Annotated in this window: 24 protein-coding genes; 4 read left to right on the forward strand and 20 right to left on the reverse strand. The window is 71.5% G+C overall.

The features are described 5' to 3' along the window. Positions 1–198: 198 nt before the first annotated feature. A complete protein-coding gene (locus OG379_RS31940; RefSeq protein ID WP_405666532.1) occupies positions 199–993 on the forward strand; it encodes an HAD-IB family hydrolase in 795 nt (264 codons plus the stop codon). Here OG379_RS31940 and OG379_RS31945 read toward each other — a convergent pair. The 16 genes from OG379_RS31945 to OG379_RS32020 all read right to left on the reverse strand — a co-directional run bounded on the left by OG379_RS31945 (position 874) and on the right by OG379_RS32020 (position 16,439). Further along, positions 874–1,620 (reverse strand): thioesterase II family protein, encoded by a 747-nt coding sequence (locus OG379_RS31945; RefSeq protein WP_405666534.1) that lies wholly within the window; start codon positions 1,618–1,620, stop codon positions 874–876. The genes OG379_RS31940 and OG379_RS31945 overlap by 120 nt on opposite strands. Beyond that, a complete protein-coding gene (locus tag OG379_RS31950) occupies positions 1,617–2,849 on the reverse strand; it encodes an XdhC family protein (protein WP_405666536.1) in 1,233 nt (410 codons plus the stop codon). Before OG379_RS31950 ends, OG379_RS31945 begins: the two co-directional genes overlap by 4 nt. Further along, positions 2,833–3,642: a 4'-phosphopantetheinyl transferase family protein gene (locus OG379_RS31955; protein WP_405666538.1), complete on the reverse strand. Its 810-nt coding sequence runs from the start codon at positions 3,640–3,642 to the stop codon at positions 2,833–2,835. The genes OG379_RS31950 and OG379_RS31955 overlap by 17 nt, the downstream gene beginning before the upstream one ends. After that, the gene (locus tag OG379_RS31960; RefSeq protein ID WP_405666540.1) at positions 3,639–3,953 is read right to left on the reverse strand and encodes an acyl carrier protein; all 315 of its coding nucleotides are present in this window, start codon (positions 3,951–3,953) and stop codon (positions 3,639–3,641) included. Before OG379_RS31960 ends, OG379_RS31955 begins: the two co-directional genes overlap by 4 nt. 51 nt (positions 3,954–4,004) lie before the next feature. Further along, complete coding sequence (locus tag OG379_RS31965) at positions 4,005–6,305, reverse strand: xanthine dehydrogenase family protein molybdopterin-binding subunit (RefSeq protein WP_405666542.1); 2,301 nt, start codon at positions 6,303–6,305, stop codon at positions 4,005–4,007. After that, positions 6,302–6,799, reverse strand: a complete 498-nt coding sequence (locus OG379_RS31970; RefSeq protein ID WP_405666544.1) for a (2Fe-2S)-binding protein — start codon at positions 6,797–6,799, stop codon at positions 6,302–6,304. The genes OG379_RS31965 and OG379_RS31970 overlap by 4 nt, the downstream gene beginning before the upstream one ends. A gap of 53 nt (positions 6,800–6,852) precedes the next feature. Continuing rightward, positions 6,853–7,731: an FAD binding domain-containing protein gene (locus OG379_RS31975; RefSeq protein ID WP_405666545.1), complete on the reverse strand. Its 879-nt coding sequence runs from the start codon at positions 7,729–7,731 to the stop codon at positions 6,853–6,855. A gap of 88 nt (positions 7,732–7,819) precedes the next feature. Further along, complete coding sequence (locus OG379_RS31980; RefSeq protein ID WP_405666547.1) at positions 7,820–8,269, reverse strand: ester cyclase; 450 nt, start codon at positions 8,267–8,269, stop codon at positions 7,820–7,822. Between the two features lie 67 nt (positions 8,270–8,336). Continuing rightward, entirely contained in the window at positions 8,337–9,836 is a 1,500-nt protein-coding gene (locus tag OG379_RS31985; protein ID WP_405666549.1) for an MFS transporter, read from the reverse strand. Between the two features lie 92 nt (positions 9,837–9,928). Further along, on the reverse strand, positions 9,929–10,633 hold the full coding sequence (locus tag OG379_RS31990) for an AAA family ATPase (protein WP_405666550.1): 705 nt from the start codon (positions 10,631–10,633) through the stop codon (positions 9,929–9,931). Positions 10,634–10,662: 29 nt separating this feature from the next. Next, a complete protein-coding gene (locus OG379_RS31995) occupies positions 10,663–11,709 on the reverse strand; it encodes an AvrD family protein (RefSeq protein WP_405666552.1) in 1,047 nt (348 codons plus the stop codon). Between the two features lies 1 nt (position 11,710). Next, complete coding sequence (locus tag OG379_RS32000) at positions 11,711–11,980, reverse strand: phosphopantetheine-binding protein (RefSeq protein WP_401629451.1); 270 nt, start codon at positions 11,978–11,980, stop codon at positions 11,711–11,713. Next, on the reverse strand, positions 11,974–12,753 hold the full coding sequence (locus OG379_RS32005; RefSeq protein WP_393766349.1) for an SDR family NAD(P)-dependent oxidoreductase: 780 nt from the start codon (positions 12,751–12,753) through the stop codon (positions 11,974–11,976). The genes OG379_RS32000 and OG379_RS32005 overlap by 7 nt, the downstream gene beginning before the upstream one ends. Then, positions 12,750–14,096, reverse strand: a complete 1,347-nt coding sequence (locus OG379_RS32010; RefSeq protein WP_405666555.1) for a class I adenylate-forming enzyme family protein — start codon at positions 14,094–14,096, stop codon at positions 12,750–12,752. Before OG379_RS32010 ends, OG379_RS32005 begins: the two co-directional genes overlap by 4 nt. Positions 14,097–14,433: 337 nt before the next feature. Next, entirely contained in the window at positions 14,434–14,928 is a 495-nt protein-coding gene (locus OG379_RS32015) for a MerR family transcriptional regulator (RefSeq protein WP_405666556.1), read from the reverse strand. A 302-nt stretch (positions 14,929–15,230) separates the two neighbouring features. Next, positions 15,231–16,439, reverse strand: coding sequence for an acyl-CoA dehydrogenase family protein (locus tag OG379_RS32020; protein WP_405666558.1), 1,209 nt, complete (start codon positions 16,437–16,439; stop codon positions 15,231–15,233). Positions 16,440–16,542: 103 nt separating this feature from the next. Between OG379_RS32020 and OG379_RS32025 the strand changes: the two genes are divergently transcribed. Beyond that, positions 16,543–17,130, forward strand: coding sequence for a TetR family transcriptional regulator (locus OG379_RS32025; RefSeq protein WP_405666559.1), 588 nt, complete (start codon positions 16,543–16,545; stop codon positions 17,128–17,130). Here the strand turns inward: OG379_RS32025 and OG379_RS32030 are convergent. Next, positions 17,115–18,221 carry a ScbA/BarX family gamma-butyrolactone biosynthesis protein gene (locus OG379_RS32030; RefSeq protein WP_405666560.1) on the reverse strand — a complete coding sequence of 369 codons (1,107 nt, stop codon included), beginning with the start codon at positions 18,219–18,221 and terminating at the stop codon, positions 17,115–17,117. The genes OG379_RS32025 and OG379_RS32030 overlap by 16 nt on opposite strands. Before the next feature lie 163 nt (positions 18,222–18,384). Here OG379_RS32030 and OG379_RS32035 point away from each other — a divergent pair, with 163 nt between their 5' ends. Continuing rightward, complete coding sequence (locus OG379_RS32035) at positions 18,385–19,047, forward strand: ScbR family autoregulator-binding transcription factor (protein WP_405666562.1); 663 nt, start codon at positions 18,385–18,387, stop codon at positions 19,045–19,047. Positions 19,048–19,280: 233 nt separating this feature from the next. Continuing rightward, on the forward strand, positions 19,281–20,639 hold the full coding sequence (locus OG379_RS32040; RefSeq protein ID WP_405666564.1) for a glycoside hydrolase family 5 protein: 1,359 nt from the start codon (positions 19,281–19,283) through the stop codon (positions 20,637–20,639). 303 nt (positions 20,640–20,942) lie between these two features. Here the strand turns inward: OG379_RS32040 and OG379_RS32045 are convergent, their stop codons facing one another. The 3 genes from OG379_RS32045 to OG379_RS32055 form a co-directional block, all read right to left on the reverse strand. Then, positions 20,943–23,078, reverse strand: coding sequence for a SpoIIE family protein phosphatase (locus tag OG379_RS32045; protein ID WP_405666566.1), 2,136 nt, complete (start codon positions 23,076–23,078; stop codon positions 20,943–20,945). A 311-nt stretch (positions 23,079–23,389) separates the two neighbouring features. Then, positions 23,390–24,208, reverse strand: coding sequence for a CDP-diacylglycerol--serine O-phosphatidyltransferase (gene pssA, locus OG379_RS32050; protein ID WP_405668725.1), 819 nt, complete (start codon positions 24,206–24,208; stop codon positions 23,390–23,392). Between the two features lie 22 nt (positions 24,209–24,230). Further along, positions 24,231–24,878, reverse strand: coding sequence for a phosphatidylserine decarboxylase (locus OG379_RS32055; RefSeq protein WP_104783882.1), 648 nt, complete (start codon positions 24,876–24,878; stop codon positions 24,231–24,233). Between the last annotated feature and the right edge of the window lie 65 nt (positions 24,879–24,943).

A 24,943-nucleotide genomic window follows, 5' to 3' on the forward strand; every position in this document is an offset into this window, starting at 1 on the left:
CCACAGGCTAGGAGCACCGATGTAGGGAAGTCCACGGTGCTGCGCAAAAATATGTTTCCCCAGCTCAAATTCATGACTCCATACCGTGAAAACCGACCTCTCAGGTCCGGTGGTCATCAATCGGTGCGATCCGGCGGTCCATGAATAATTCCTTCTGGTAGGTTTTTTTAGAGATCCGGGTCGGCCGAGGGGGAGATCATGGGTGTGGGGATCTGCGGGTCGGGGGAGTGCGGCGGGCGATACCTCGTCTTCTCCGACGTGGACGAGACCCTGGTGGGGCTGAAGACGATGTTCGACTTCCTCCGCTTCGTCTCGGTGCCGTGGTACGAGCAGGTGGCCGACGGGATACGCGCCCTGGGCGCGGCCGGGACACCGCGGTCGGAGGTGAATCGCGCGTACTACCGGCTGTGGGCCGGCCGGAGCGTGGAGGAGACCGAACGGCTGGGCACGGAGTGGTATGCGCTGCGGTCCGCCGGAGCGGACTTCTTCCTGCCCGGCACCCTGGCCGAACTCGCGCGGCACCGTGCGGCGGGAGCGGGCGTCGTCCTCGTCTCCGGATCGTTCCCGCCGTGCGTCACTCCGATCGCCGCCGAGGTCGGCGCGGCGCACGTCCTGTGCACCGAACTCCTCGTCGAGAACGGGACGTACACGGGTGAGATCAGGGAACCGGTTATCGGCGAGGGGAAACGGTCCGCGGTGCGACGTACCCTGCGGCTCCACCCAGGCATCGACGCCCGCGACTGCTATGCCTACGGGGACCACGTCTCCGACATCCCGATGTTCGACTGTGTGGGACGGTCGTACGCGGTCGGTGACGATCCGGCACTCGCGTCCTACCCGCGGTCGCCCGGGGCCGAGTCCACGCCGGACCCGTCAGCAGTCGCGCGCAGGGCGGGCGGCCAGGAGGTCCGCGATGTGGGCGATGATCGCGCGCCGGTGCCTGTGCAGGAAGAAGTGCCCCCCGGGGTAGAGGCGTTGATGGAAGCCCGCTGATGTCAGGGTGTTCCATCCGCCGACTTCGGCAGGGCCGGCCAGGGGGTCCCCGCTGCCTCCCAGAGCCAGGATCGGACAGTCGAGCTCGGTGGGGCGGGCCCGGTCGGTGAAGGCGGACGTCAGCCTCAGGTCGGCGCGCACCGCGGGCAGCCAGAGAGGTCTCAGCGCCCGGTGGCGCAGGAGTTCGGGCGGCGTGCCACCGAGCTTCTCGAGGCGGTCCAGCAGCTCCTCGTCCGAACAGGCGGACGCAACCGTACGGCCACCCGTTCCCACCGGCCCGCTGCCGGACACCACCAGGAGCCGCGGCAGCGTACGTCCCGCCGCCCGCAGACGCCGGGCGGTCTCGTAGGCCAGACAGGCTCCCATGCTGTGGCCGAGCAGCGCGAAGGGCTCGTCCGAAGGCCGCCGGGCGAGATGGTCCACGACCCCGTCCGCCAGCTCCGTCATCGTCTCCGCCAGGGGCTCGTCGCGGCGGCCCCCGCGGCCAGGCAGCTCCAGGGGGACGAAACGCGGACCCGTCCCCGTCGTGGACGGCAGCCAGTCACGGTAGGCCTCGGCACTCCCTCCCGCGTGCGGCAGACAGTAGACGCGGATCCGGTCCCGCCGGTCCGGCGTACGGGGCGTCACGGTCCTGCCTGTACCGGGTGAAGGGCGGGAATGACGGTCGAGGGAGCACGGTCCCTCGCGTGGAAGGCGCCGGTCCTGCCCGGGGCACGGTGGATGGCGCCCGACACGGCGGACAGCGGCAGGCAACTGCCCCCGCCCCGCAGCGCGATGATCTCGGCGGCGACGGAGACCGCTGTCTCCTCCGGCGTACGGGCGCCGAGGTCGAGGCCGATCGGCGAGCGCAGCCGCGCCAGTTCGGCGGGGCCGAGCCCGGCTGTGCGCAGCCGGGCCAGCCGGTCCGCGTGGGTGCGGCGCGACCCCATGGCCCCCACGAAGCCGAGCGGCAGCCGCAGAGCCCTGAGCAGCAGAGGGACGTCGAACTTCGCGTCGTGGGTGAGTACGCACAGCGCGGTGCGGCCGTCCAGCGCGGACGACTGCGCGTCCAGATAGCGGTGGGGCCAGTCCACGACGACCTCGTGCGCGTCGGGGAAGCGGGCGGTGGTGGCGAACACCGGGCGGGCGTCGCAGACCGTCACGTGATAGCCGAGGAAGCGGCCGGCGCTCACCACCGCCGCGGCGAAGTCGACAGCACCGAAGACCAGCATGCGTGGCGGTGGCGCCCACGTCTCCACCAGCACCGTGACCGTCCCCGGTACGTCCCCGGGGCACGGTCGGCCGTCCGGGGTGAGAGTGAACATGCCCGTGCGGCCCGCTTCCAGCAGGGTGCGCGCCTCGGCCTCGACGGCGTGTCCGAGGGCGTTGCTCCGCGGCGGGAACACGCTGTGACAGCCCTCGGGTGTGACGACGAGCCCGAGTCCGAGCAGGAGGTCAGGACCGTCGGCCACCCGCGCCAGCGCTACCGGGAGCCCGGCCGCGATCCGGGCGAGCACGGTGCCGAGGAGCGGAGCGATGTCCCCGGTGTCCGCAGCCGGTCCGGCGCGGCCGACCGGCTGGACCAGGATCTCCAGCTCCCCGCCGCAGGTCAGTCCCACGGCGAAGGCGTCGGTGTCGCTGTACCCGAACCGTTCACGCAGAGGCCGCCCTTCCGCGAGGGCCCGCAGACACAGTTCGTACACCGACGCCTCCACGCAGCCGCCCGAGACGCTGCCGACGGCGCTGCCGTCCTGGCGGACGGCCAGTGCCGCGCCCGGTCCGCGGGGGGCGCTGCCCGACACCCGCGTGACGGTGGCGACGGCGTACGGGTCGCCGGCCGCGTGCCAGGTCCGCAACTGTTCAGCTATGTCGCGCATGTGAGGCCTCTCTCCTTCTCGGAGCCGGCGGGAGCAGCAGCGCTCCGTACGGTGCGCCCGGCTCCTGCTCGCGCAGCCACTCCAGGGCGAGCGACCTGGCCGTCACCGGACTCCCGGCGGCGCCGCGCCAGGCCACGGCGGCGACGTGGCCCGGGTCGCAGGGCAGGTCCCGTACGGCCCACCCATCAGGGTGCCGCGCGGGGTCGGTACCCAGGTAGTCGGCGCTCAGGCCGCGGCTCAGTCCTGTGCCGATGCCCTTCAGATAGGCCTCCTTGCGGGTCCAGAGGCGCCCGAAGGCGTGTCTTCGTGCCGTGTCGCCGAGAGCGGCCAGTTCCGTGCACTCGTCGGGGTGCAGCGCCGGGGCGCAGATCTGTACCGTCTCCGCGCCGGGCAGCTGTTCGACGTCCACACCGATGGGCATGGACGAGAGCCCCAGCAGCACCAGACCGCTGCCGTGGGACAGGGAGAAGTGGGTCGGCACCCCGCCGGCGCGCCCGGCCTGGTCCGGATGCACGGCCGGTCTGCCGTGCGGTTCACCGCAACCGGGGCACGGCTCGCGTACGAACAGGATCTCCGCGGCGGGCAGGCCGAGCCGGTGGCCGAGCAGCCGGCGCAGGGCGATGTGCGCCAGCGCGTACAGCCGGCCGCCCGCGGAGCGGCGGCAGGTCCCGGCCCGTTCGCGCTCGGTGTCGTCGAGCACCGTGCGGTCGAAGTCGTCGGCGGCCGTGCCGGTGGAGGGCTGGCGGACCAGCCAGAGCTCCGTCCCGCCCGCGGCCCGGCCGGGCGCGCTCACGCCGCTGCCTGCTCGTACCGCGCGGTCACGTGGTCGATCAGGTCGTCGACGACGGCGGCGGTGAGCACGACATGGAGGCTGACGGGGACGCCGAGCTCCGCTTCCAGGCGGCGTTGCAGCTCCAGGGCGGCCATCGATCCGACGCCCAGCTGCCGCAGGCCCGCCCGCCCGTCGGTCAGTCCGCCGGGCGGCACACCGAGGGTACGTCCCAGGGCGCGGCGCACATGACCGGCGAGGTCCTCGCGAACACGAGAGAGGGGAGGGACAGGAGGGGCGGGAGAGGCAGGGCGGGAGGAGTCGAGGCGGGGCATGGAGTTCTCTCTTTCTGTGCCGGGCCGGAGGGCCGGGGGCCGGGAACGGGGTCAGCGGCGGGCGAGCAGGAGGTCCAGCACCCTCGGCGGGTGCAGCGGGAGCCTCCCGACGTCGCCCGTGAGCTGGAGGGCGTCACGCACGGCGTTGGCGACGGCTGCGCCCACGCCGGCGGTGCCGCCCTCGCCGGCACCGCGCACGCCAAGCGGATTGCCGGGTGCCGGCGAGTCCTCGTACAACTCGACCTGGATGTCCGGCACATCCCCCGCACGGGGCCACAGGTAGTCGCGGAAGGTGAGGGAGAGCGGTCTGCCGCGTTCGTCGTAGCGGAATTCCTCGAATAGCGCCCCGCCGATCCCCTGCGCGACGCCACCGACGAGCTGGCCGTGGACGGATCGCGGGTGGACGGCGCGGCCGATCTCGTAACTGACCGCGTAACGCAGTAGGGTGACCCTTCCGGTACGGGGATCGACCTCGGCCTGTGTGTAGTGGGCGCCGTACGGATAGGTCATCCCGTCGGCGACGTACGTGCCACGCCCGATGAGGCCCGGCTCCTCCCCGGTGCGGATGAACCGCGGGGTGAAGCAGGCGGCGGCGACAGCCGCCAGCGGCACCCTCCGCTCCGGGGCGTCGGCCACGACCACCTCGCCCCCGGCCATGACCAGTCGGGACGCCTCGGTCTCCAGGAGCACGGCCGCCACCCGTTTCGCCTTGGCGACCACCGCCTCCGCGGCCAGTTTCACCGCCGTTCCGCCGACCACGGTGGAACGGCTGGCGAAGCTGCCCGCACCGTCCGGCAGGATGTCGGTGTCGGAGAGGACGACCTTCACGGTCCCGGCGGGAACATCCAGCTCCTCCGCCGTGATCTGGGCCATCACCGTCTCGATGCCCTGCCCCGATCCGGCCCCGCCCATCGACACGCGCACCGCGCCGCCCACCCCGATGTCCACCACCGCGCTGTCGTGGCCGAGCCCCGCCTTCTCCAGCAGGACCGCGCATCCGGCGCCCACCAGCCGGCCCGCCGCCCGTGCCGCACGGGCCTCGGCGCGCCAGTCCTCGTATCCCACGGCCGTCCGGGACTTGTCGAAGTGCTCCAGGTGGTCCTTGCCGTCCAGCAGCATCGGGGCACCGAAGACCTGCATCGGCCGGCGGTGCGGGAGCTCCGTGGCGTCGAGCAGATTGCGGCGCCGCAGCTCGACCGGGTCGATGCCCAGGCGGGTGGCGGCCAGATCCATGGCGTGCTCGCGTACGAAGTTGTTCTGGAAGCGGCCGGGGGCACGGTACGTACCGATCGGCGTCTTGTTCGTCATGACGATGTGGACGTCACTGCTGCACGCGGCGAGCCGGTAGGGACCGCAGATCATGGCCGAGGTGAGGGCCGCGACGACCGCGCCGTGCGTGCGGATGTAGGCACCGCTGTCCAGCCACGCCTCGTCACGCAGCCCCAGCAGCGTCCCTTCGTCGTCGAAGGCCAGCTCGATGCGGTGGTGCTGCTCGCGGGCGTGGTTCGCCGCCAGGAAGTGTTCCTCGCGGTCCTCGGACCACTTGACCGGGCGGCCGGTCAGCCGGCACAGGAACGGAACGAGGAGGTCCTCCGGATAGAACTCGCCGCGTATCCCGAAACTGCCGCCGGCGTCGGACTCCAGCATGTGGATGCTGTGTTCGGGCAGGCCGAGCAGTGTGGTGAGCACCCTGCGGTTGAAGTAGGGGACCTTCGTCGCGCCCCAGATCGTCATGCGCTCCGCGCGCTCGTCCCACTCGGCGACCAGCCCCCGGGGCTCCAGCGGGGTGCCGCTGTGGCGGCCCGTACCGAGCTCGGCGGTCACCACGTGCGGGGCGGTGCGGAAGACCTCCTCCACGTCCCCGTACGCGAAACGCACCACGCCCACCTCGGCGTCGGCGCCGCCCAGGCTCTCCGGCCGCTCTCCGGTGGCGCCCCTGGCGTCCAGTGCGACAGGCAGCTCCTCCAGTTCCATGGTCACCAGGTCGGCGGCGTCCTCCGCCACATAGGGGTCGTCGGCCAGGACGACCGCGACCGGTTCGCCCACGTAACGGACGAACCCGGTGGCCAGCGGGGACTGCAGGTAGGGCGTGAAGTCGAGCCCCGGGTGCGGCTGGCGCACCGGGATGCGCAGGTCACCCGGCAGGTCCCCGACGGTGTACACACCGGTGACACCGGGCAGTCGCAGAGCCTCCCGGGTGTCCACACCGACGAGCCGGGCATGCGCGGAGGGCGAGCGGACCACACGCATCCACAGCTGGCCTGGACGCGTCACGTCGTCGTGGAATCGTCCCCGGCCGGTCAGCAGGCGCTGGTCCTCCAGCCGGGTCACGGACAGACCTATGGCGTTCATGAGGTCTCCTCGGGGGAGTCGGCCAGCGCCGCCACGGCGTCGACGATGCCGCCGTATCCCGTGCAGCGGCACAGGTTGGCGCTGACGCACTCCCTGATCCGCGCACGGTCGGCGGCGGGTTCCGCGCGGAGCAGACCGGTGCCGAGCATCAGGAAACCGGGGGTGCAGAAGCCGCACTGGAGGGCGCCGTGCTCGCTGAAGGAGGTCTGCAGCCCGCCCAGTTTTCCGTCGGGGGCCAGCGACTCGACGGTTTCGACGACGGCGCCGTCCGCCTGTGCGGCGAGCATGAGACACGACCGTACGGGGGCGTCGTCCACGAGGACGGTGCAGCTTCCGCACTCTCCCTGGTCGCAGCCGACGGTGGTGCCGGTCAGCCCCAGCTTCCGGCGCAGCGCGTCGGCGAGGCCGCGCCAGGGTTCGACCGAGATGGTCCGCTGCTCTCCGTTGACCGTGAGACGCACGGAGCGTTCCGCGGTGCCTGTGGGGGAGTCCATCGCCTGCCTGCTTTCTCTGGAACGTCGGATGGAAGATAGGGAGTGACGGGCTGTCAGGAGGCCGGTACGGCGTCACGGGCGCGGGAGACCGACCGCTCGAAGGCCCGCAGGAGCATCGCCTGGGCCGCGCGGCGGCGGTAGGAGGAGTCCGCGAGCTCGTCGGACGGAGGCTCGGGCAGCTCCGCGACCGCATCCCCGACCCTGTCCTGCCAGCCCCCGTCCGGCCGCGTGCCGCACAGGGCACGCTCCAGCGCCGGCAGCCGCACCGGGCGGTCGGCGGTGCCTGCCAGGGCGGCCCTGACCGACACGGCGATACCGTCGGGACCGAGGCGGACCGCGGCGCCGGCGGCCACCAGGGGCAGTCCGCCCTCCTGGAAGGCCGTCTCGGAGAGAGCTGCACCGGGCTCCGGCCGGGGCAGGAACACGGCGGTCAGCAGTTCGTCATGGGCGAGGACGGTGCGCCCGCCACCCGCGAACAGGTCCTGTACCGGGAGCGATCGTGCCCCGTAGGCCCCGCGTACGGTGACCACCGCGTCCAGGAGGACGGCGAGCAGACACCATTCCGCCCGCGGGTCCGCGTGCGCCAGACTGCCGACCAGGGTGCCCCGGGACCGCACCGGCGGATGCCCGATGAGCCGCGCGGTCTCCGGCACGACCGCGAATCCGGGCGGCAGCCGGTCGGCCGTCTCCAGGTCGTGGTGGGTGGCGAGGGCGCCGATCCGCAGGCCTTCGCCCTCCCCGCCGAAGTGCCGCAGTCCGGGCAGCCGGCCGATGTCCACGACGGCCTCGGGCCGCACGGCACGGCGGTTCAGCTGGGGGATGAGGCTCTGCCCGCCCGCGAGCACCCGCGCCGTGCCCCCGAAGGAGCCGAGCAGCGCGATCGCCTCGCCGACGGAAGTGGGCTGGTGGTAGGCGAACCGGACCGGCTTCATGATCTCTCCTGAGCGGGGTGCGACGGGTACGGAGGGGGAGGACGGACGGTGGCGGCGGCCCGCCGGAGTACGGGGGCCGCCGGCCGACTCAGGGCTGGGCGACGGGCGGCACCCGCAGGGACTCGTGTCCCAACTGCCGCATCAGGTCGACGATGTCGAAGTGGGCCGAACGCTCGACGACCTTCTCGCCGTCGAACCGGTCGATACCGATGGCGGTGAAGGTGACCCGCTTGCCGCTCGGAGGCAGGCCCCGGAACGGGCCCAGCTGGGTGCCGACGCACTCCACGCGGGTGACCACCAGGTCGCCTTCCGCGGTCTGCTCCTGGACGAGGTCACTGATGTCCGGGAAGGCGGTACGGAAGGCACGCACCCACGTACGGACGCCCTCCGGGCCGCGCAGGTCGAACTGCGGCCAGTAGAAGTCCTCGGCGAAGATCTCGTCGGCCAGTTCCAGACGGTTGTTGGTGATGATCTCCTCGAACAGCAGCGCGATACGTCGCTTGCGGTCCGCGAGGACGGACGGGGCTGTCGCGGTCATGGCGGGGCTCCTTCGGTATGGGCGGACAGGGGGGCCGGACGGGCTCGGGCCCCCTCGGTCGGCTGGTTCAGCGGGTGGTGGCCGGGGCGGTGGCCACGGGCGCCACGGGCTTGGGGGGACGCGGCAGCCGGGTGCTCATCAGGCAGGCGAGCAGGACCAGTGCCAGGTCGATGGCGGCGACCCAGGTGAGGGCGTCGCCGTAGGCGGAGACACCGTGCCGGGTGCCGACCGCGGCGAAGAACACGGTGCCCAGTACGGCGACACCCGCGGCGCTGGCGAACTGCTGCGACGTGGTCAGCACTCCGGCGGCGGCTCCCGCCTGTGCGGGACGGGCACCCGCCAGCACGGCCCCGGTCACGGCCGGTACCGCCAGTCCGTTGCCGAGACCGATGAGGATCATCGGGGCAACCAGGCGCAGCGCCGTCGTGTCGTCCCCGGAGAGCTGGACGTCGATGACGAGCGCCAGCATGCCGACCGCGGCCACGGCCGTGCCGATGGTGATCAGCCTGGCACCCTGCCGGGCGGCGATGCGGGGGGAGAGGATCGAGGCGATGGCGAACGCCAGGCCCAGCGGCGTGAACATGATGCCGGCCTTCAGCGGGCTGAGCCCGAGACCCGTCTGGAAGACCAGGGTCAGGGCGAACATGAAGCTGAAGAAGGCGCAGAAGGCTCCGAAGCACACGACGAGTCCCTGCACGAACACCTTGTTGCGCAGCAGGAGGGTGTCCAGCATCGGCTGTCCCCCGCGGCGCAGCAGGGCGTTCTCCCACTTCAGGGTCAGCGCCATCAGGGGCACCGACGCCACGAGGCAGACCCAGGCCCAGACCGGCCAGCCCTCACTGCGCCCGATGACGAGGGGAAGCAGGAAGAGGGCCAGCGAGACCGAGATCCCGAGGGCACCCAGCGGGTCGAGTCTGACGCCGGCACCGGGCGCCCGGCGGGGCAGCAGACGCAGGGCGAAGCCGACGGCTGCCAGCCCGATCGGCACGTTGACCAGGAAGATCACGCGCCAGCCGAGGCCGAGCACGTCCACCTGGAGCAGCACACCGCCCAGGACCTGGCCCGCCACGGCGCCGACGCCGATGGTGACGCCGAACCAGGCGAGAGCCCTCGCCCGCTCCGCCGCGGGGAAGACGCTCGTGATCGTGGCCAGCACCTGCGGCACCATGGCCGCGCCGGTGAGGCCTTGCAGCAGGCGGGCGCCGACGAGTTCACCCGAGTTCTGCGCGAGTCCGCACAGCAGCGAGGCGAGGGTGAAGGCCAGCGTTCCGTAGAGGAACATCGCCCGGGAGCCGAGCAGGTCCCCGAGACGTCCGCCGGTGATCAGTCCGCTGGCGTACGTGAACCCGTAGCCGGCGACGATGAGTTCGAGTGCGGCCTGACCGGCGCCGAGGTCGTGCTCCAGCGACGGGGCCGCGACGTTGACGACGTAGAGGTCGAATTGGGCCATGAACATGGCGGCGAGGAGGACGGGCAGCATCAGCCAGCGCTTCGCGTAGGGCGCCGGCGGCTGGGCTGCGGGTGGCTCCGGACGCGGCTGGGCGGCCGTGTCGGTGAGCTGGGACATGATGGTGTTCGCTTTCTCGGGATCCTGGGCGGGTGCCCCGGACGGGCCGGTGCGGCGGGGGCCGCACCGGCCGGCTGATGGGTGACGTGCGGTCAGGCTGCGGACACGGTGGGGCGGCGGGCCTTCTCCAGGCGCCAGTCGACCTTCGCGTAGTCGGCCTCGGCCAGGGCGATCGCCTCGTCCAGTCCGCGCACGACGGGCAGACCGAAGTGACCGACGATCGTCGTGAGGCGCTCGGGAACGGAACCGCCCACGGGCAGGTACGGGATGGCCAGGTCGTCCAGGGCGCGCAGCAGCAGTTCGTCGCACCGCGCCCGGAACCCCTCGTTCATCGGCCGGTGGCCGTCGGCGCCGAGTGCGAACTCGTTGCGCAGATGGACGAAGCCGTCGAAGCCCTCCTTGACGTGCTGGCGGAAGGCGTGGCCGAGCTGGTCGGCGACCTCGCCGAAGAAGAGCATCTCGGCCGTGGGAGGGGACGGCACACCGGTGTCCGCCCCGGGGTCCATGCCGAACTCGACACGGGCCGCGGCGTAGGTCCACTCCTGCAGCGACGAACCGTCGGCCACGAAGTTGTCGCCCAGAAGCGCCTCGCTGACGGCACGGCCGACATGGCGGCGGACCGCGAGCTGGATGTACTCGGCGGGGGTGACCTCGGTCAGGGCCTTGCCGGGAACGGCGTCCGGCATGATCTCCCGGATCGTCCGTGCGGGCGATCGCGGGATGCCGGTGTAGTGGGCGAGGGCCATGGTGGTGAAGGTCTTGCCGGCCGAGTACGTACCGGATATGGACAGTCGCATGGGTGTACTTCCTGTAGATGGGGGGCCGTTCAGGCCGTGGCGGCCTTGGCGTCGGCCGGCAGTTCGTGGGCGAAGGTGGCGCGCATCCGGATGCCCGCCAGCTCGCCGCTCAGCTCGACGCTGCGCCAGACCGCGCCGCGCAGCGGGAGCGTGCGCTTGGCCGTCACCGCGGTCGTGGCGGTGAGGGGCAGGGCGTCCGCCCCGTCTCCGGCCGTCAGCGGCCCGGGGGTCCGGGCCGCCTCCAGCGAGGTCTGCATCATCCAGAGCGTGTTGCTGTTCTCCCGGGTGACGGAGTCGAGTTCGTACATGAGCACCTGGGCCAGCTGGAGGGTGACGACGAAGCAGTCGATCAGGGAGACGGAGGGCTGCCGCGCTCCCTCGATGCCCTCGGTGGGCGCCTGGCTGCCGGCGACCGTGGTGAAGCCGACCGCTCCGTGCGCCGTCAGCTCGGGGACGGAGACCCGTACGTCGCTCACCGTGTGCCTGCGGAGCTTGAAACCCTCGCCGTAGAAGCGGGGCTCCCCGGGGCCGAGGAGATCGGCCAGGGAATCGTGGACGACACCGGTCGTCGCCTCCGCCACGACCGGGTGGACCAGCTCGCACCGCACCCGCAGTCCGCCCACCGAGCAGTCGTAGACGGACCGGTGCAGGCCCGGCTCGTCCGGTTCGGGGCCGGTTCGCGTCAGGGAGGCGGAGAGTGGGATGTCGTTGAGCACCTCCTGAGGTGCTGTTCCCGCACGCAGCACCACCTTGGCCAGCCGTACGGTCCTGCGCTCCGCGGTGCCGAGGCCCCAGGCGTGGGCCGTGTGGGCCTCGGCCAGCTGGACGCCCAGCACCAGCGCGTCGACGGTGCTCAGGTGGGGCCGCAGGTCGACGCCGGCCTTCTTCCTCGACCAGTCGGCGGGGTACGTGATGTCGGCGGTCGCGGTGACCCCGGCGTCGCACGCCCGGGCGCCGGTGACGGCCACCGTGTGGACGTCGTAGACCGCGCGCTGGTAACCCCGTGAGAAGAAGCGGCCCTCGGCCGGGCCCAGGTAGTCGTCGATGGAGCGCAGCAGCAGTTCGGTCGCAGCCATGTCAGACCGCCGCACCGGCTGCGAGAGCCTGGTCGTAGGCGTCCACGAGGTCCTGCACCGTACGCATGTCGGTGATGGAGAACTGCTCCTCGAACGGGTCGACGTCCAGCTCCGCCTCCAGCTCGATGAGGAGCTGGGCGAGCATGAGGGAGTTCAGACCCAGTTCCATGAGGGGCACCGGCGGGGCGACGGCTTCGGCAAGCTCCGGATCGAGCACCAGATCGCGTACCCGGACGACGACGAGTTCGGTTATCTCGGCCTTGCTCAACATGTGATTCCTCCATCTATGACAAGGGACTGACCGGTGACGAAATGGGCGCGGGGAGAGGTGAGGAAGAGGATCGCGTCGGCGATCTCCTCCACGGTTCCGAGCCTCCCCAGCGGGGTGCGGTGCTGGATCTTCTCCCGGTTGCCGGCGGTGACCTCGGCGGTCATCTCGCTGTCGAAGAAGCCCGGGACGATCGAGTTGACCCGGATGCCGAACGCTCCGAGTTCGCGGGCGAGGCTGCGGCTGAACCCGTCGAGTCCCGCCTTCGCCGCCGCGTAGACGGAGACTCCCCGGTAGCCGCGGATCGCGTTGATCGACGAGACGTTGACGATGTTGCCGCCCTGACGGGTCATCAGCCGGGCGCACGCCTGGGTGAGCATCATGGGGGCGAGCAGATTGGTGGTGAGGAGGGTGTCGATCCGCTTGGGCGCGGTCGTCAGGAAGAGTTCCTGGTGGAGAACGCCCGCGTTGTTGACCAGCAGGTCGGCCCGACCGAAGCGCCGGTTGACGCCCCTTACGAAGGCCCGCATGGACGCCGGTTCGGTGAGATCGGCGGCCTCCCAGTGGAAACGGGTCGGGTGGAGCCGCTCACTGTCGGCCGTGAACTCGTTGGCCGTCCGGCTGAAGGTCGCCACCCGCCAGCCGTCGGCGAGCAGGCGCTCCACCACGACGCGCCCCAGACCCCGGCTCCCGCCGCTGACCACCGCGACGCGGCCGTCCTCGGGAGCTCCGTCCGGCGAGGCGGACCCGGTCACGGTGCCGGCCGGCGCCGTCACACCAGACTCCGGGTCTTCTTGAAGCGGTCGTTGTGGTGCTCGGCCTCGGAGATCTCCACGACCGCGGGGACCTTGTACGCTTCCAGCCTGCCCCGGCAGTGGACCCGGGCCCGGCGGCCGAACCCCTCGTGGTCGGCGTCGGCGGTGAGCCGGACGACGGCCTTGACCACCATGCCGGTGACGTGGCTAGGACGCCCGGAGACCGTGACGTCCGCCACCTCGTCCAGTTCCAGAAGGACGTTCTCGACCTCGCTGGGGTAGACCTTCTCCCCGGCCACGTTGATGATCTCCGAACGCCTCCCCAGGATGCGGACGTACGGGCCGTCCACCTCCACCGCGTCCTGGGTGTTGAAGAATCCTTCGTCGTCGAAGGGCGCGGGTGCGTTGAGATAACCGAGCATCGCCATGTCCGAGCGGATCCAGAGCACGCCCTCACGCACCTGGTACTCGAACCCGGGCCCTCCCAGGCGCACCCACAGGGTGTCGTCGGCCTTCGACCTGGTCGGCAGGATGCCGAGTTCGGAGAGACCGTACGTCTGCTTGAGGCGGACGGCGGGCAGTGCCGCCTTCAGCCGCTGGAGGGTGCCGAGCGGCATGGGCTCGGTGCCGTAGGTGACGAGGGAGAGGGAGCTGAGGTCGTGGCGCTGGTACGCACCGGAGATCAGCAGCATGTTGAGGAACGTGGGGGTGGTCGGCAGTACCCGTATCCCGAAGCGCGCGATCGCCGCGCAGACGGTGTCCGGTGTGCGTTCCGGCAGGGTGACCACGGTGCCGCCCTGACTGAGTGTGTGCAGCAGAGTGTTGATGCCGCCGATGTGGTCCAGGTTGAGGAAGGCAAGCGTGGACTGCGGCCTGGTGGGTTCCCCGTACCGGGCGAGTACCTTCGTGAAGTCCAGGACCGTCGCCTTGCTGCGGCCGGTCGTGCCCGAGCTGAAGAGCACCAGACCTGCCCGCCCGGCCGAACGCAGCCGCCCGTACAGCTCGTGGTCCGCGGCCCGTCCGGACCGTGCGAAGGAGTGGCCGGTGCCGTCCGCGTCGATGGTGACGACTGCCTCGACCTGGGCGATCTCGTGGAACTCCGCCCGCTTGGCCTCGGGGAGCGGAGTCAGCGGCACGAGGACGACGCCGCGCTCGACGAGAGCGAGCAGGGCGGCGCAGGTCTCGAAGGACCCGGCCCCCTCCAGGGCCACGACCTGGCCCGCGGTGACCTCGTGCTCGTCCAGGAACGCCCGCCATCGCGCGATTCCGGCGACCAGACCGCCGTACGTGTACCGCACCGAATCGAAGACGATCGCGTCCGCGTCACCGAATCGGTGCAGACGCGCCAGGAATGATGTGATCATTTCGTTTCCCCCTTTTGTGCCGCAGTTGTGCGCCGGCTGCTCGGGTCGCGTGGTGAACACGGAGACCGTGACGAGAGCGGCGGGAACGTGAGAAAGGTGTGTCCGGGACACCGGACCGCACTGTCCGGGGAGGACTTCGTCGTCCCCCGCGAGGCGGTCGTCCGGCCGGGGACGACACCGCGGTGCGTGCTCCGGCGCAGCTTCCGGACGCCGCCCGCGAGCGCGGCTTCCGTTCTGTGACGCTGACGCTACGAAGTTCAAGTGCGCCTGAAGCAAGCACAGTTGTGAGTGTCGAGCGTCACTCGGTGCTGCCGCGGGCGGGCCGGCGGCCATCTCCTCAGGCATAGGCCGGGACAGGCGCCCCGGCCGGACGGCCCGTCGCGGAGGCCGGCGGGGCCGGATGGCCGCCACGGCCGCTCGTCTGCTCGGTGGCGAGGGTGAGTCGCTGCTCCGCCCGCCTGTAGGACGCGAGCCTGTCGTCGACGTGCCGCAGACACCGCTCCAGGCGGGCGGCCTGGTCGCCCAGCCGGCACCTGTGGGCCTCCAGCAGGGCGAGACGCTCGGCGGCACTCTTCTCGCCCTCGCGAACCAGCTCCACGTACCGCGTCAGATCGGCCACGGTCATCCCCGTCTCCCGCACCTGAGCGAGGAAGTCGAGCCAGCGCAGATGGGAGGCCTCGTACGACCGGCGCCCGCCCGGGCCGCGGCCCACATCCGTGACCAGCCCCATCTCCTCGTACCAGCGCAGCGTGTGTGCCCGCAGTCCGGTGAGCTGTGCGACTTCGGTGATCGTGTAGCGGTGTTCGTCCGGCGGACGGTTTCGCTCAGGCATCGTCTGACCCCCTGGTAAGGACAACGCGTAAGAACCTGACCGGCAGACTCAGCCGATCGATGAACACGATGCTACCTAAAAATTCGTCCGCGAAGGTTTGTTTATGGCTCGGAACGGCTTGACATTGCCTTTCCTTGGTGTGCCTCCCGTCCGGCTTGGGCGCGTCTCACCTGGGGGTACGGCGCTCCGGGCCTGCTCTGCGCTCACATTCGTTCTTGAACGTTTATTTACAGACAGCTCGTCCCCGGTCGCACGCATGCGAACGGGGACGGGTGGTGTGCGCTACGCGGGCCGACCGCTACTCAGTCGAGATCCGGCCGGGCCTCCTCCGCCCGCGCGTACGAGGTGGCGGCCGGCTCCATGCGGAGGACGCCGTGGCGGGCCGCGGTCTGCACGTCGCGCCACAGGCGCTGGACGTCGCCGGCGGCGTCGCGTACGTGCGCGCCGCCCGCCCCGAAGAGCTGGTTCGCCGCCTCCAGCAGGAGACCGGCGGCGAACGCCGCGTCCCGCTGGTTGACGGCCGTGAGGGACTCCGTCACCGGTTCCGTGTCCGCGCGGAACGCGGCACGGGCCAGCAGGAGATGCGCGGCGTCGATGCGCGCCGCGGACACCGCCAGTGCATCGCGCACGGCGGGGCTGTCGTAAGGTCCTCGCCCGCCGGTGCCGACGGCGCCTCCCGTCGCCCAGCCGGCCCAGGTCCTCCGGAGCGCGTGTGCGGCGCCCAGCGCGGTCGCGCAGAAGATCAGGCCGCCCGCCAGCTGTGCCGGGGCGCGGTGCGGACGGTCGGCCCCGTGGTTGCCGGTGCCGTCCAGCATCCCGGTGAGGGGGAAGGAGCGGTGGACGGGCACGAGGACGTCGCACACCTCGACGGCATCGCTCGCCGTACCCCGCAGCCCCGTCGCGTCCCAGGTGCCGTGGACGGTCAGCTCGCTCGTCGGCACGGCGAGGACCCGGGTCTCCGGCCGCCCCTCCTCCGGATGGGGCCCGGTCACCGGCGTCGCCAGCAGGACCCACTCCGAATACCGGGCGCCGCTCACGCACTCCCACACGCCGTTGAGCCGCAGGCCCTTCGCCGTCGCCACCGCGGAGCCGGCCGGCGGCGCGACCGCCGAGGCGATCCGCACGTCGGGACCGGCGGCCCACAGTTCGTGCCGGCCGCGCTCCGGAAGGCAGGACGCGAAGCGCCCGTGCGCGGCCCACAGCGCGCCGCACCAGGCGGCCGACGGGCACTCCTGGGCCAAGGCGGTGACGTCTGCGAACAGTGCGGAGAAGCTCCCGGCTCCCTGTCCGCCGCGTCCCCCGAAGTGGGCCGGCAGACCGGCATCCGTCACCGCCTCGACGGTCGCGGGGGAGAGGCGTCCCTCCCTGTCGGCCCGGCGGGCGTCCGCGCCTGCGACGGCAGCCGCCCGAAGGACCTCGGGGCGGGGTGCCGGCAGCCAGGCCCCCGGAACGGCCGGCGGGACGAGCAGGGGGTCCGTGGCGTACGGGGGCGTGATCGCTTGTTCCGTCATGTGAAGTGCTCCCTGGATCCGGCTTCCGATGTGCAGCGAACATTCGTGGGAGAAGGTATTTTTATGTAGGATGGTCGTTCTCCAGGTCTGCGGAGGTAATGGGATGGCAAAGCAGGAGCGCTCGCGGCGTACCTACGAGCAGTTTCTGGACGCTGCCGCTGAGGAGTTCGCTCAGTACGGCTACTCGGACGCCAACCTGCAGCGCGTGGTCGACCGGACCTCCCTGACGAAGGGAGCGCTCTACGGACACTTCGCGCGGAAGGAGGACCTGGCGGAAGCGCTCAGCGGTCGTCTGGCAGCGTTCCTGGACGAGCTGGGCGAGCGCTGCACAGGGCGGGACCTGGCCGAACTGCGCTCGCTGACACTTGAGTTCGCGCGTGAGGTCGAGGCCGATCCGCGGGTCAACGCGGGGCTGCGCCTCATGCTCGACGCCGCGCAGACGGAGCCGGGGGCGCCCGGCCGTCTACGGTGGCCGCCGCGCTCCGCGAGCCGCGCCTCGCCGGATGCGGCGGCATCCGGCGAGGCGCACCCCCGTCCGGCCGGCGAGCCGGCCGACCTGGCCCTGGTCATCCTGGTGGGCGCGTACGTCACTGCCTCCGCGACGGACCGGAAGGGCCTGGCCGAGCGCGTGGCCGCGCTCTGGGGTGCCGTCTCCGCCGCGTCGGGCGACGAGGGTCAGGCCGGGCCGTGATCGGCGGCCGCCCCGCTGGCGGCGAGCTCCCCGGGCAGGCCGGGAGGGCAGGCCCACGTGGAGAGGCAGGTGGCCAGCAGGGTGCCGTTCTGGACCGCCTCGACGGTCAGCGTGCCGGACATGGCAGGGCCTTCGCACGGCTGCCGCCCGGACACCACCAGACTGATCGGCGCGTCGAGTTCGCCGAAGGCCCGGCAGTCCACCGACATCCCGGTCAGCACGGTCTCGCCGTCCGCGGCCCGCGCGTCGGCCGTCGCGCTCCCGGCGTCCCCGTTCACCAGGAGGTGGCCGAGCTGCCGGAAGCCCTCCAGCATGACCATGAGGGGCACGTGATCGCTGGGGTGGTCGAAGTAGATGGCGTGCCGGAGATCGACCAGCAACTGCCAGGACCCGTCGGCGCCCAGGCCCAGGACGCTGTCCTTGGTGCGCAGCCGCCCGACGGACGACGGCGGGATCCGCGTCGTCCCGATCGCCGGGGAGCCGGCGTCCGCCGGTTCCGTGCCGCACCCGCGCAGTCCCTTGTACGTACGGTCGTTGACCGCGACCGCGCTGATCTCCCCCTCGCCGCACACCTGGCCGCCGATCGTCAGCACCACCGTCAGCCGCATCCCGTAGCGGCGCGGCGGACGGTTGCCCACCCACTCCCACCTGGCGTCGAGCACCACCGGCAGCGGCGCGTCCCCGATGCGCAGCAACTCCGGCCGGGTGATGCGGAATGCCGTGCCGCTGCCGACGAACCGGTGGGTGAGCGGCACCCCGTAGAAGCGGTGGGCCAGATACACCAGGGTCTGACGGACCGTCTCCGCCAGCAGCAGCGGATCGCTGATGCCGGAGGAACTCGGTGAGTAGAGGGCGTGATCCCGGGGCCACTGTGCCGCCACCAGGAACCGGTCCTCCCCGGTGCGGACCGAGTCGGTCACGAACACCTCGGCGACGGCGGCGCGGTGCACCATGTGCCGGGGGACGGGCTGGAGGTAGTCGAGTGCGCGCGGGGCGAAGCCGTTCGCCGGCTCGCCGCCGCCCGCGCCGGGTCTGGTGCCGATTTCCTGGATCTCGTGGTCGTCCGTGCGCTGATCACTGCTCCGAAGCATCTCAAGTCCCCCCAGGTGGACCAGCGGAGGCAGAGCGCCTCAGCGGGCGAGCAAGATGATACCGTTACGAAGGTATATTTCAAGCTGGTATTTGGAGCCGGTGGTCCGCATACCGAGAGGTAGCGATCTCCGAACCGACCACGACCCACCAGGAAGGTCGCTGATGGCCGCCGAGAAGAAGACTGCGACGCCTTCCCCAGCCGCGCGAGAGGGCGGCCGGGCGGAGCAGGCGTCAGGACCCAAGCAGCAACGCGCGGTCCGTACCCGCATGCAGGTGCTCGACGCGGCCGCGGAGGCCTTCGCCGCCCGCGGCTATCCGAGTGTGACGATCATGGACGTCGCCGAACTGGCCGGGATGACGAAGGGCGCCGTCTACTTCCACTTCGCCAACAAGGAGGCGCTGGCGCAGGAGGTGGCGGCGAAGTTCTACGAAAGGCTCGGCGTGGTGGTCGAGTCGGTGCGCCAGGACGGGCTCTCGCCTCTGGACGAGGTCTCCGAGCTGCTGATGCGTACCGCTCAGGCGTTCCGCGAGGACGTGGTGGTCCAGGCCGGCGCGCGCCTGCAGATCGAGTACGCGCTCATCGGCGCCGACCTCCCCGCGCCGTTCGAGGGGTACACGGAGGCTCTGTGTGCCAGCTTCCGCCGGGCGCGGGCCGACGGCCTCCTGGCTCCCGGAGCCAACCCCGAGGTGCTCAGCAGGGTGCTCGCGGCGGCCTTCTTCGGCGCGCAGCACATCTCCTGGATCCAGCGCGGCCGTGCGGACCTGGGGGTCCGCGTCCAGGAGCTGCTGTCCACACTCCTGCCCCGCGTCGAGGTGCTTCCCTGACCGCTGTGGCGGAAAGGTCCGGCGGGGCGGACGGAGGCGGGTGGGCTGTCCCGCCTCCGCGGTCCTGGGCGAGGGGGCGTCGGACGGGGTGCTTTCGGGAAGTGGCGCCTTCAAGAAGTGAACTTTGACATGTCCATTGACATGCCGACCGTCGTACTGGCTTCATGTGGGCAATGCATGGGAGCGCTCCCAGGCGCCTCTGCCCGCCATACCCCCCCGAAGGGCGACGACGGATGAAGTCACCGACGAGAAAGTGGCTGGGCCCGGCCTTGGCCGCCATCACCGCGACAGCCCTGCTGATGGCGCTGTCCGGACCGGTCGCCGCGCAGCCGGCGGACCGGGATCCCGCGCCCGCGGCGGCCGCCGCCGGCGCCGGCACGGACTGGCTCCACACCGAGGGCAACCGGATCGTCGACAAGCAGGGCAACCGGGTCTGGCTCACCGGCGCCAACTGGTTCGGTTTCAACGCGACCGAGCGGGTCTTCCACGGCCTCTGGTCCGCCAACCTGGACACGATCACCCGGCAGATGGCGGAGCGCGGCATCAACATCATCCGCGTACCGATCTCCACCCAGCTGCTGCTGGAGTGGAAGAACGGTCAGGCGGCCGTCTCCAGCGCGGTCAACACCTGGGCCAACCCCGAGCTCCAGGGCGAGACGACGCTGGGGGTCTTCGACGCCTTCCTCGGGGTGGCGGAGAAGTACGGCATCAAGGTGATGCTCGACGTCCACAGCGCGGAGGCCGACAACTCCGGCCATGTCCACCCGGTGTGGTGGAAAGGCGCGATCACCACGGAGCAGTTCTACTCCGCCTGGGAGTGGGTGACCGCCCGCTACAAGGCGAACGACACCCTCGTGGCGATGGACGTCAAGAACGAGCCCCACGGCAAGCAGTCCGACACCCCCCGGGCCAAGTGGGACGGCACCACCGACCAGGACAACTTCAAGTACACCTGCGAGACGGCCGGCAAGCGCATCCTCGCGATCAACCCGGATGTCCTCGTCCTGTGCGAGGGCATAGAGATCTACCCGAAGGACGGCGCGAACTGGTCCTCCACCTCCGCGGCCGACTACCACGGCATGTGGTGGGGCGGAAACCTGCGCGGGGCGAAGGCCCACCCGGTCGACCTCGGCGCCAAGCAGGACCAACTGGTGTACTCCCCGCACGACTACGGACCGCTGGTGTACCAACAGCCGTGGTTCGAAGGGCAGTGGGACCGCACCACGCTGGAGCGCGACGTCTGGGACCCCAACTGGCTCTACCTGCACAAGGAAGGCACCGCGCCGCTGTTCATCGGTGAATGGGGCGGTCACCTCGACGGCGGCCCGAACGAGAAGTGGATGAAGGCGCTGCGCGATCTGATGGTGGAGAACGGCATCCACCACACCTTCTGGTGCCTCAACCCCAACTCCGGCGACACCGGGGGACTGCTGGGCTACGACTGGGCCACCTGGGACGAGGCCAAGTACGCCTTGCTCAAGCCCGCCCTCTGGCAGTCCGGCGGGAAGTTCGTCAGCCTCGACCACGAGGTCAGGCTCGGTGGCGAGGGCAGTACCACCGGTATCGGTCTGGGCGACCTCTACGGCGGCTGACCACCGCCCCGCTCCCTCCGCACCACCCCCTGAACGCCCTGGGGTGCCGATGAAACCCCACCGCCTCGGCACCCCAGGGCTCTCCAACGGCCGCCCTGCCGGGCAACCTCGCCCCGCCCCTGCCGGGCCGGACACCCGGAGCGCCCCGCACCGGAATCTGCCCCGTGGTCGTCGGTGACACCGCCGTTCACCGCGACGACAGCCACCTCTCCGGGGCGTACGCCGAAGCGCTCGCCCCGGTCCTGGCCCCGACGCTCGACCGCCTCGTGGGTGCGCCCTGAACCGGCCGGGTGACGTCCGCCTTCAGCCGTCCTGCAGCAGGGCGTTGATGAGCAGCAGCGCGATGTCGTCGGTGCCGGGCGTGGCCCGCTTCGCGTACCGCACGAGCGTGTCGGCGACGGATTCCATGTCCTGCTCCAGGGCCAGGGCGAAGTGCGCGGCCAGCTCCGCGGTGGCGTCGTCGAAGTCCACGCCGGGCGCCTCCACGAGCCCGTCGGTGTAGAGGGCGAGGGCCGCACCGGGGCGCAGCGGGACCTCTGTCGTCGGGTAGCGGGACGCCGGGTCGATGCCGAGCAGGAGGCCGGGCGGCAGGTCGAGGACCTCGGTCTGTCCGTCGGGCTGTCGCATCAGCGGTCCGGGATGGCCCGCCGTGGCCAGCCAGGCGCGGTGCCCGGCCAGGTCGAGGTGCACGTAGAGGCAGCTGGTGAACAGGCCGGGGTCGAGGTCGGTGAGCAGGCGGTTGGTGCGTGCGAGGACCTCGTCGGGCGGCGCGCCGGCGGAGGCGTGTACGGCGGTGCGGACCTGCCCCATGAGCGCGGCGGCGTTCTCGTTGTGCCCCTGTACGTCGCCGATGGCCGCTGCGGCCGTCGTGTCGTCGAGCCGGATCAGGTCGTAGAAGTCCCCGCCGACGCCCATGCCCCGGGTCGACGGGAGGTAGCGGGCCGCCACGTCCAGGCCGGCGATCGCGGGCAGGGTCTGAGGCAGGAGGTGGGCCTGCAGGCTGTGCGCGAGCCGGTCCTTGGCGTCGTAGAGGCGGGCACGGTCGAGTGCCTGGGCGAGGAGGCCCGCGATCGAGGTCAGCAGAGCGCGTTCCTCGGGTCCGAAGGGGTGGGGCCGGTCGTAGGCGAAGACCAGGGATCCGATAGGACGGCCGGAGACGATCAGTGGAAGAAAGGCGCAGGCGGACACCGCGTCTCGGAGGCCGGCCGACGGGTAGGCGCGCTCCAGGTCGGTGAAGGTGGGGTAGAAGTCGGGAATGCCTGTCATCAGCACATGCGCGGCGGGCGTGGGTGAGGACAGGGGCGCGCCGTCGAAGCGGTCCATGAGCGAGGGGTGGCTGCCCCTCCGGCCCTCGACCCGCAGCCGTCCCTCCGCCGAAGTCATCACGACGAGGGTCTGGATCCGGAAGGCGGGCATCACCTGGTCGCCGGCCAGCTCGATCACGTCCTGGGTGCCCACGGCCTCGGTGAGTGTCGCCGCCAGATGCATCAGGTGGTAGAGGGCGGTGGCCCGGCTCGGTACGCCCGAGGACGGGGGCAGCGCCGGCGCCGGGAACTCCGTGGGGCCGGGCTCCGAGGTGGGCAGGATCCGGACGCTGATGCCGGTGGCGGTCGGGAACAGGTGGAAGGCCAGCCAGTGATCCGGCGGCCGCACCACCGTGAAGCTCGTCTGCTGCCGGCTGATGACGGCGGCGCGGTAGTGATCCTCGACGGCGGGGTCGTGCAGCCAGGGGAGCGACACCCAGGGCAGCGTGCCGCACACGTCGTCCGCCCGGGAACCCAGCAGTTCCGCAGCGGCGTCGTTCAGGTAGGTGACGGTTCCGTCGATCGCCAGCGCGCAGCTCCCGCCGGGCAGCCTCTGCACGAACTCCATGGCGGCCGCGGCCTCCGCCGTGTCCGGCTCGGGGGGTTCCGGTGGAGGCAGCACTCGCGGCAGCGCGCCCGGCAGGACCGGGTAACCGCTGCCCTCGGCCTGTTGCAGGAGCATGCCGATGCCCTGGCATCCTCTGACCACGGCCTTGCGCTCGTCGGGCGTCACCTGCGGAGGATGCGACCCGGGCCAGAGCAGTACCAGCCCGCCCCGCGCCGCGTCGCCGGTGCGGATGGGAGCGGCGGCCAGGGCGAACTGGTACGGCAGGACGAGAGCGGCGCGCGGATAGCGGCGTGCCAGCTCCTCCTGACTGCCGAGCCAGATCAGGCAGCGCAGGCGGACGGCGTCGGCCACCGGCATCGGCGCGGACAGCGGGACCCGGGTCCACGGGGCGGCCAGCTGGCCCGGCACCCCGGCGAGTACGGCCAGGTGCAGCGTGGTGTCGTTCCGCGGCAGCAGGTACAGCATCGCCACGGCCGCACCGGTTTCGCGTACGACGTGGGCGACGGCGCTGTCCAGCAGCTCCGTGCCCGAGCCCGTGGCGGCGACAGAGGCGGCATGATCCTGCACGCCTTCCAGCGTCCCGCGTGACAGGCGTTCGCGCACCTGCTGCGGGCCTGGGCGCGTGCGAAGGCCCGGCCGCGGCCGCCGCGGTTCAGCTGCGCGACCTCGACGGGCCCCGCTGGTGATCTACCCGCTTGCGCTCGCCGGCCGGGGTATCCACCTCAACGGGGAACCGGCGACGCCGCTCACGACGGGCTGGTCCGGCGCCCCTTGGAGGGGGAGCCCGCCAGGGGAACACACCGGCCGGCCCCTGGACACGCAGGAGGGCCCGGATGCCGGGGAGCATCCGGGCCCTCGTCGATCTGCGTTCCGCGTGGTTACGGGAGCTGCGCCGCCCGTGCCTCGCGCCGGTTGTCACGGAAGGTGTTCACCCGCCGCGCTGTGGCGAAGAGCGGGATCACCGCCCCCAGGACGACCTGCAGCGCACAGCCGGTCTGGAGGAGCAGCTGGCCGCCGGGGGCGTCGAACGCCCATGCGGCGAGGAGACCCATCGCGGCCACGATCCAGCTGAGCATCGCCACCGCGAGGACGCCTCGCGGCTTCGGGTACTCGACCCGGCTGACCATCAGCCACGCCACCCCGACGATCGCGAGCAGCGTCGGCACGAAGGGCAGCTCCAGCAGCACGATCGAGACGACCGTGAGCGCTCCGAAGGGGCTCGGCATGCCCTGGAACATGCCGTCCTTCAAGGTCACGCACGAGAACCGCGCAAGCCGGAGCACCACCGCCAGCAGCACCACGATCGCCGCGAGCGCCGACACCCGCTGGTGTGCGTCGTCCGCCACCATTCCGTACACCAGTACGAAGTACGCCGGTGCGAGGCCGAAGCTGATCAGGTCGGAGAGGTTGTCCAGCTCCGCGCCCATCGGGGAGGAGCGCAGCTTGCGCGCCACGAGCCCGTCGAACAGGTCGAACACGGCCGCCATGAGCATGAGGATCACCGCGGTCGCCGCGGAGTGCCTGGCCATGCCCGACTCGTCACTGCCCGTGAGGTGCGGGATGAGGATCCCCGTGGTGGTGAAGTACACCGCCATGAAACCGCACGTGGCGTTGCCGAGGGTGAGCGTGTCCGCTATCGACAGCCTCATCGAGAGCGGCATGTCCTCGGCGTCGTCCTGCTCATCCGCCTCGGGCACCCAGCCGGCCTGGGTATCAGGATCAATCACGGTCAATTCGAGTCACCCCCGCGGTCGTGGCCTGGCCAACCTCGACCGCGACATCGACACCTTCCGGAAGATAGATGTCCACGCGCGAGCCGAAGCGGATCAGACCGATGCGTTCACCCTGCTCCACCTTCGTGCCCTGCGGGATGTAGGGGACGATGCGACGGGCGACCGCTCCCGCGATCTGCACCATCTCGATGTCGCCGAGCTCGGTGTCGAAGTGCCAGACAACGCGCTCGTTGTTCTCGCTCTCCTTGTTGAACGCCGGCACGAACCCACCCGGGATGTGCTCCACCGACGTCACGGTGCCGGCCAGGGGGGCCCGGTTGACGTGAACATTCAGCGGGCTCATGAAGATCGCGACGCGGGTGCGTCCGTCCTTCCACGGCATGATGCTCTGCACCACACCGTCGGCCGGCGAGATGACGCGGCCCTGGGTGATCTCGCGCTCGGGGTCGCGGAAGAACCACAGCATGCCCGCCGCGAGCGCGGTGGTGGGCACGGCCACGGCCGCCCAGCGCCCGGACCTGCGGGACCGGGCGAGGCTGAGGGCCGCGGTGGCGACGGTCGGGAGGAGCCACGGCGATGCTCCGCGCGCAAGGCGGACCCCGCCGCGGGATGCAGAGATTTGGCTGTCGGGCATGGATGACCTTCGTAGCGGATGATGCCGCGCTGGCAACGGGGGGACGGCGGCTTTCCGGCGATGCT

Origin of the sequence: Streptomyces sp. NBC_01166 (genome assembly GCF_045039765.1) — a bacterium.
Lineage (GTDB): Bacteria > Actinomycetota > Actinomycetes > Streptomycetales > Streptomycetaceae > Streptomyces.

Bases quoted from the DNA above. Each gene is read 5' to 3' on its own strand.
- OG379_RS31975 (WP_405666545.1), bottom strand. From the start codon at position 7,731: ATGAAGCCGGTCCGGTTCGCCTACCACCAGCCCACTTCCGTCGGCGAG.
- OG379_RS32025 (WP_405666559.1), top strand. From the start codon at position 16,543: ATGGCAAAGCAGGAGCGCTCGCGGCGTACCTACGAGCAGTTTCTGGAC.
- OG379_RS31950 (WP_405666536.1), bottom strand. From the start codon at position 2,849: ATGCGCGACATAGCTGAACAGTTGCGGACCTGGCACGCGGCCGGCGAC.
- OG379_RS31980 (WP_405666547.1), bottom strand. From the start codon at position 8,269: ATGACCGCGACAGCCCCGTCCGTCCTCGCGGACCGCAAGCGACGTATC.
- OG379_RS31990 (WP_405666550.1), bottom strand. From the start codon at position 10,633: ATGCGACTGTCCATATCCGGTACGTACTCGGCCGGCAAGACCTTCACC.
- OG379_RS32030 (WP_405666560.1), bottom strand. From the start codon at position 18,221: ATGCTTCGGAGCAGTGATCAGCGCACGGACGACCACGAGATCCAGGAA.
- OG379_RS32040 (WP_405666564.1), top strand. From the start codon at position 19,281: ATGAAGTCACCGACGAGAAAGTGGCTGGGCCCGGCCTTGGCCGCCATC.
- OG379_RS31985 (WP_405666549.1), bottom strand. From the start codon at position 9,836: ATGTCCCAGCTCACCGACACGGCCGCCCAGCCGCGTCCGGAGCCACCC.
- OG379_RS32015 (WP_405666556.1), bottom strand. From the start codon at position 14,928: ATGCCTGAGCGAAACCGTCCGCCGGACGAACACCGCTACACGATCACC.
- OG379_RS32035 (WP_405666562.1), top strand. From the start codon at position 18,385: ATGGCCGCCGAGAAGAAGACTGCGACGCCTTCCCCAGCCGCGCGAGAG.
- OG379_RS32010 (WP_405666555.1), bottom strand. From the start codon at position 14,096: ATGATCACATCATTCCTGGCGCGTCTGCACCGATTCGGTGACGCGGAC.
- OG379_RS31965 (WP_405666542.1), bottom strand. From the start codon at position 6,305: ATGAACGCCATAGGTCTGTCCGTGACCCGGCTGGAGGACCAGCGCCTG.
- OG379_RS31970 (WP_405666544.1), bottom strand. From the start codon at position 6,799: ATGGACTCCCCCACAGGCACCGCGGAACGCTCCGTGCGTCTCACGGTC.
- OG379_RS32020 (WP_405666558.1), bottom strand. From the start codon at position 16,439: ATGACGGAACAAGCGATCACGCCCCCGTACGCCACGGACCCCCTGCTC.
- OG379_RS32000 (WP_401629451.1), bottom strand. From the start codon at position 11,980: ATGTTGAGCAAGGCCGAGATAACCGAACTCGTCGTCGTCCGGGTACGC.
- OG379_RS31960 (WP_405666540.1), bottom strand. From the start codon at position 3,953: ATGCCCCGCCTCGACTCCTCCCGCCCTGCCTCTCCCGCCCCTCCTGTC.
- OG379_RS32055 (WP_104783882.1), bottom strand. From the start codon at position 24,878: ATGCCCGACAGCCAAATCTCTGCATCCCGCGGCGGGGTCCGCCTTGCG.
- OG379_RS31940 (WP_405666532.1), top strand. From the start codon at position 199: ATGGGTGTGGGGATCTGCGGGTCGGGGGAGTGCGGCGGGCGATACCTC.
- OG379_RS31995 (WP_405666552.1), bottom strand. From the start codon at position 11,709: ATGGCTGCGACCGAACTGCTGCTGCGCTCCATCGACGACTACCTGGGC.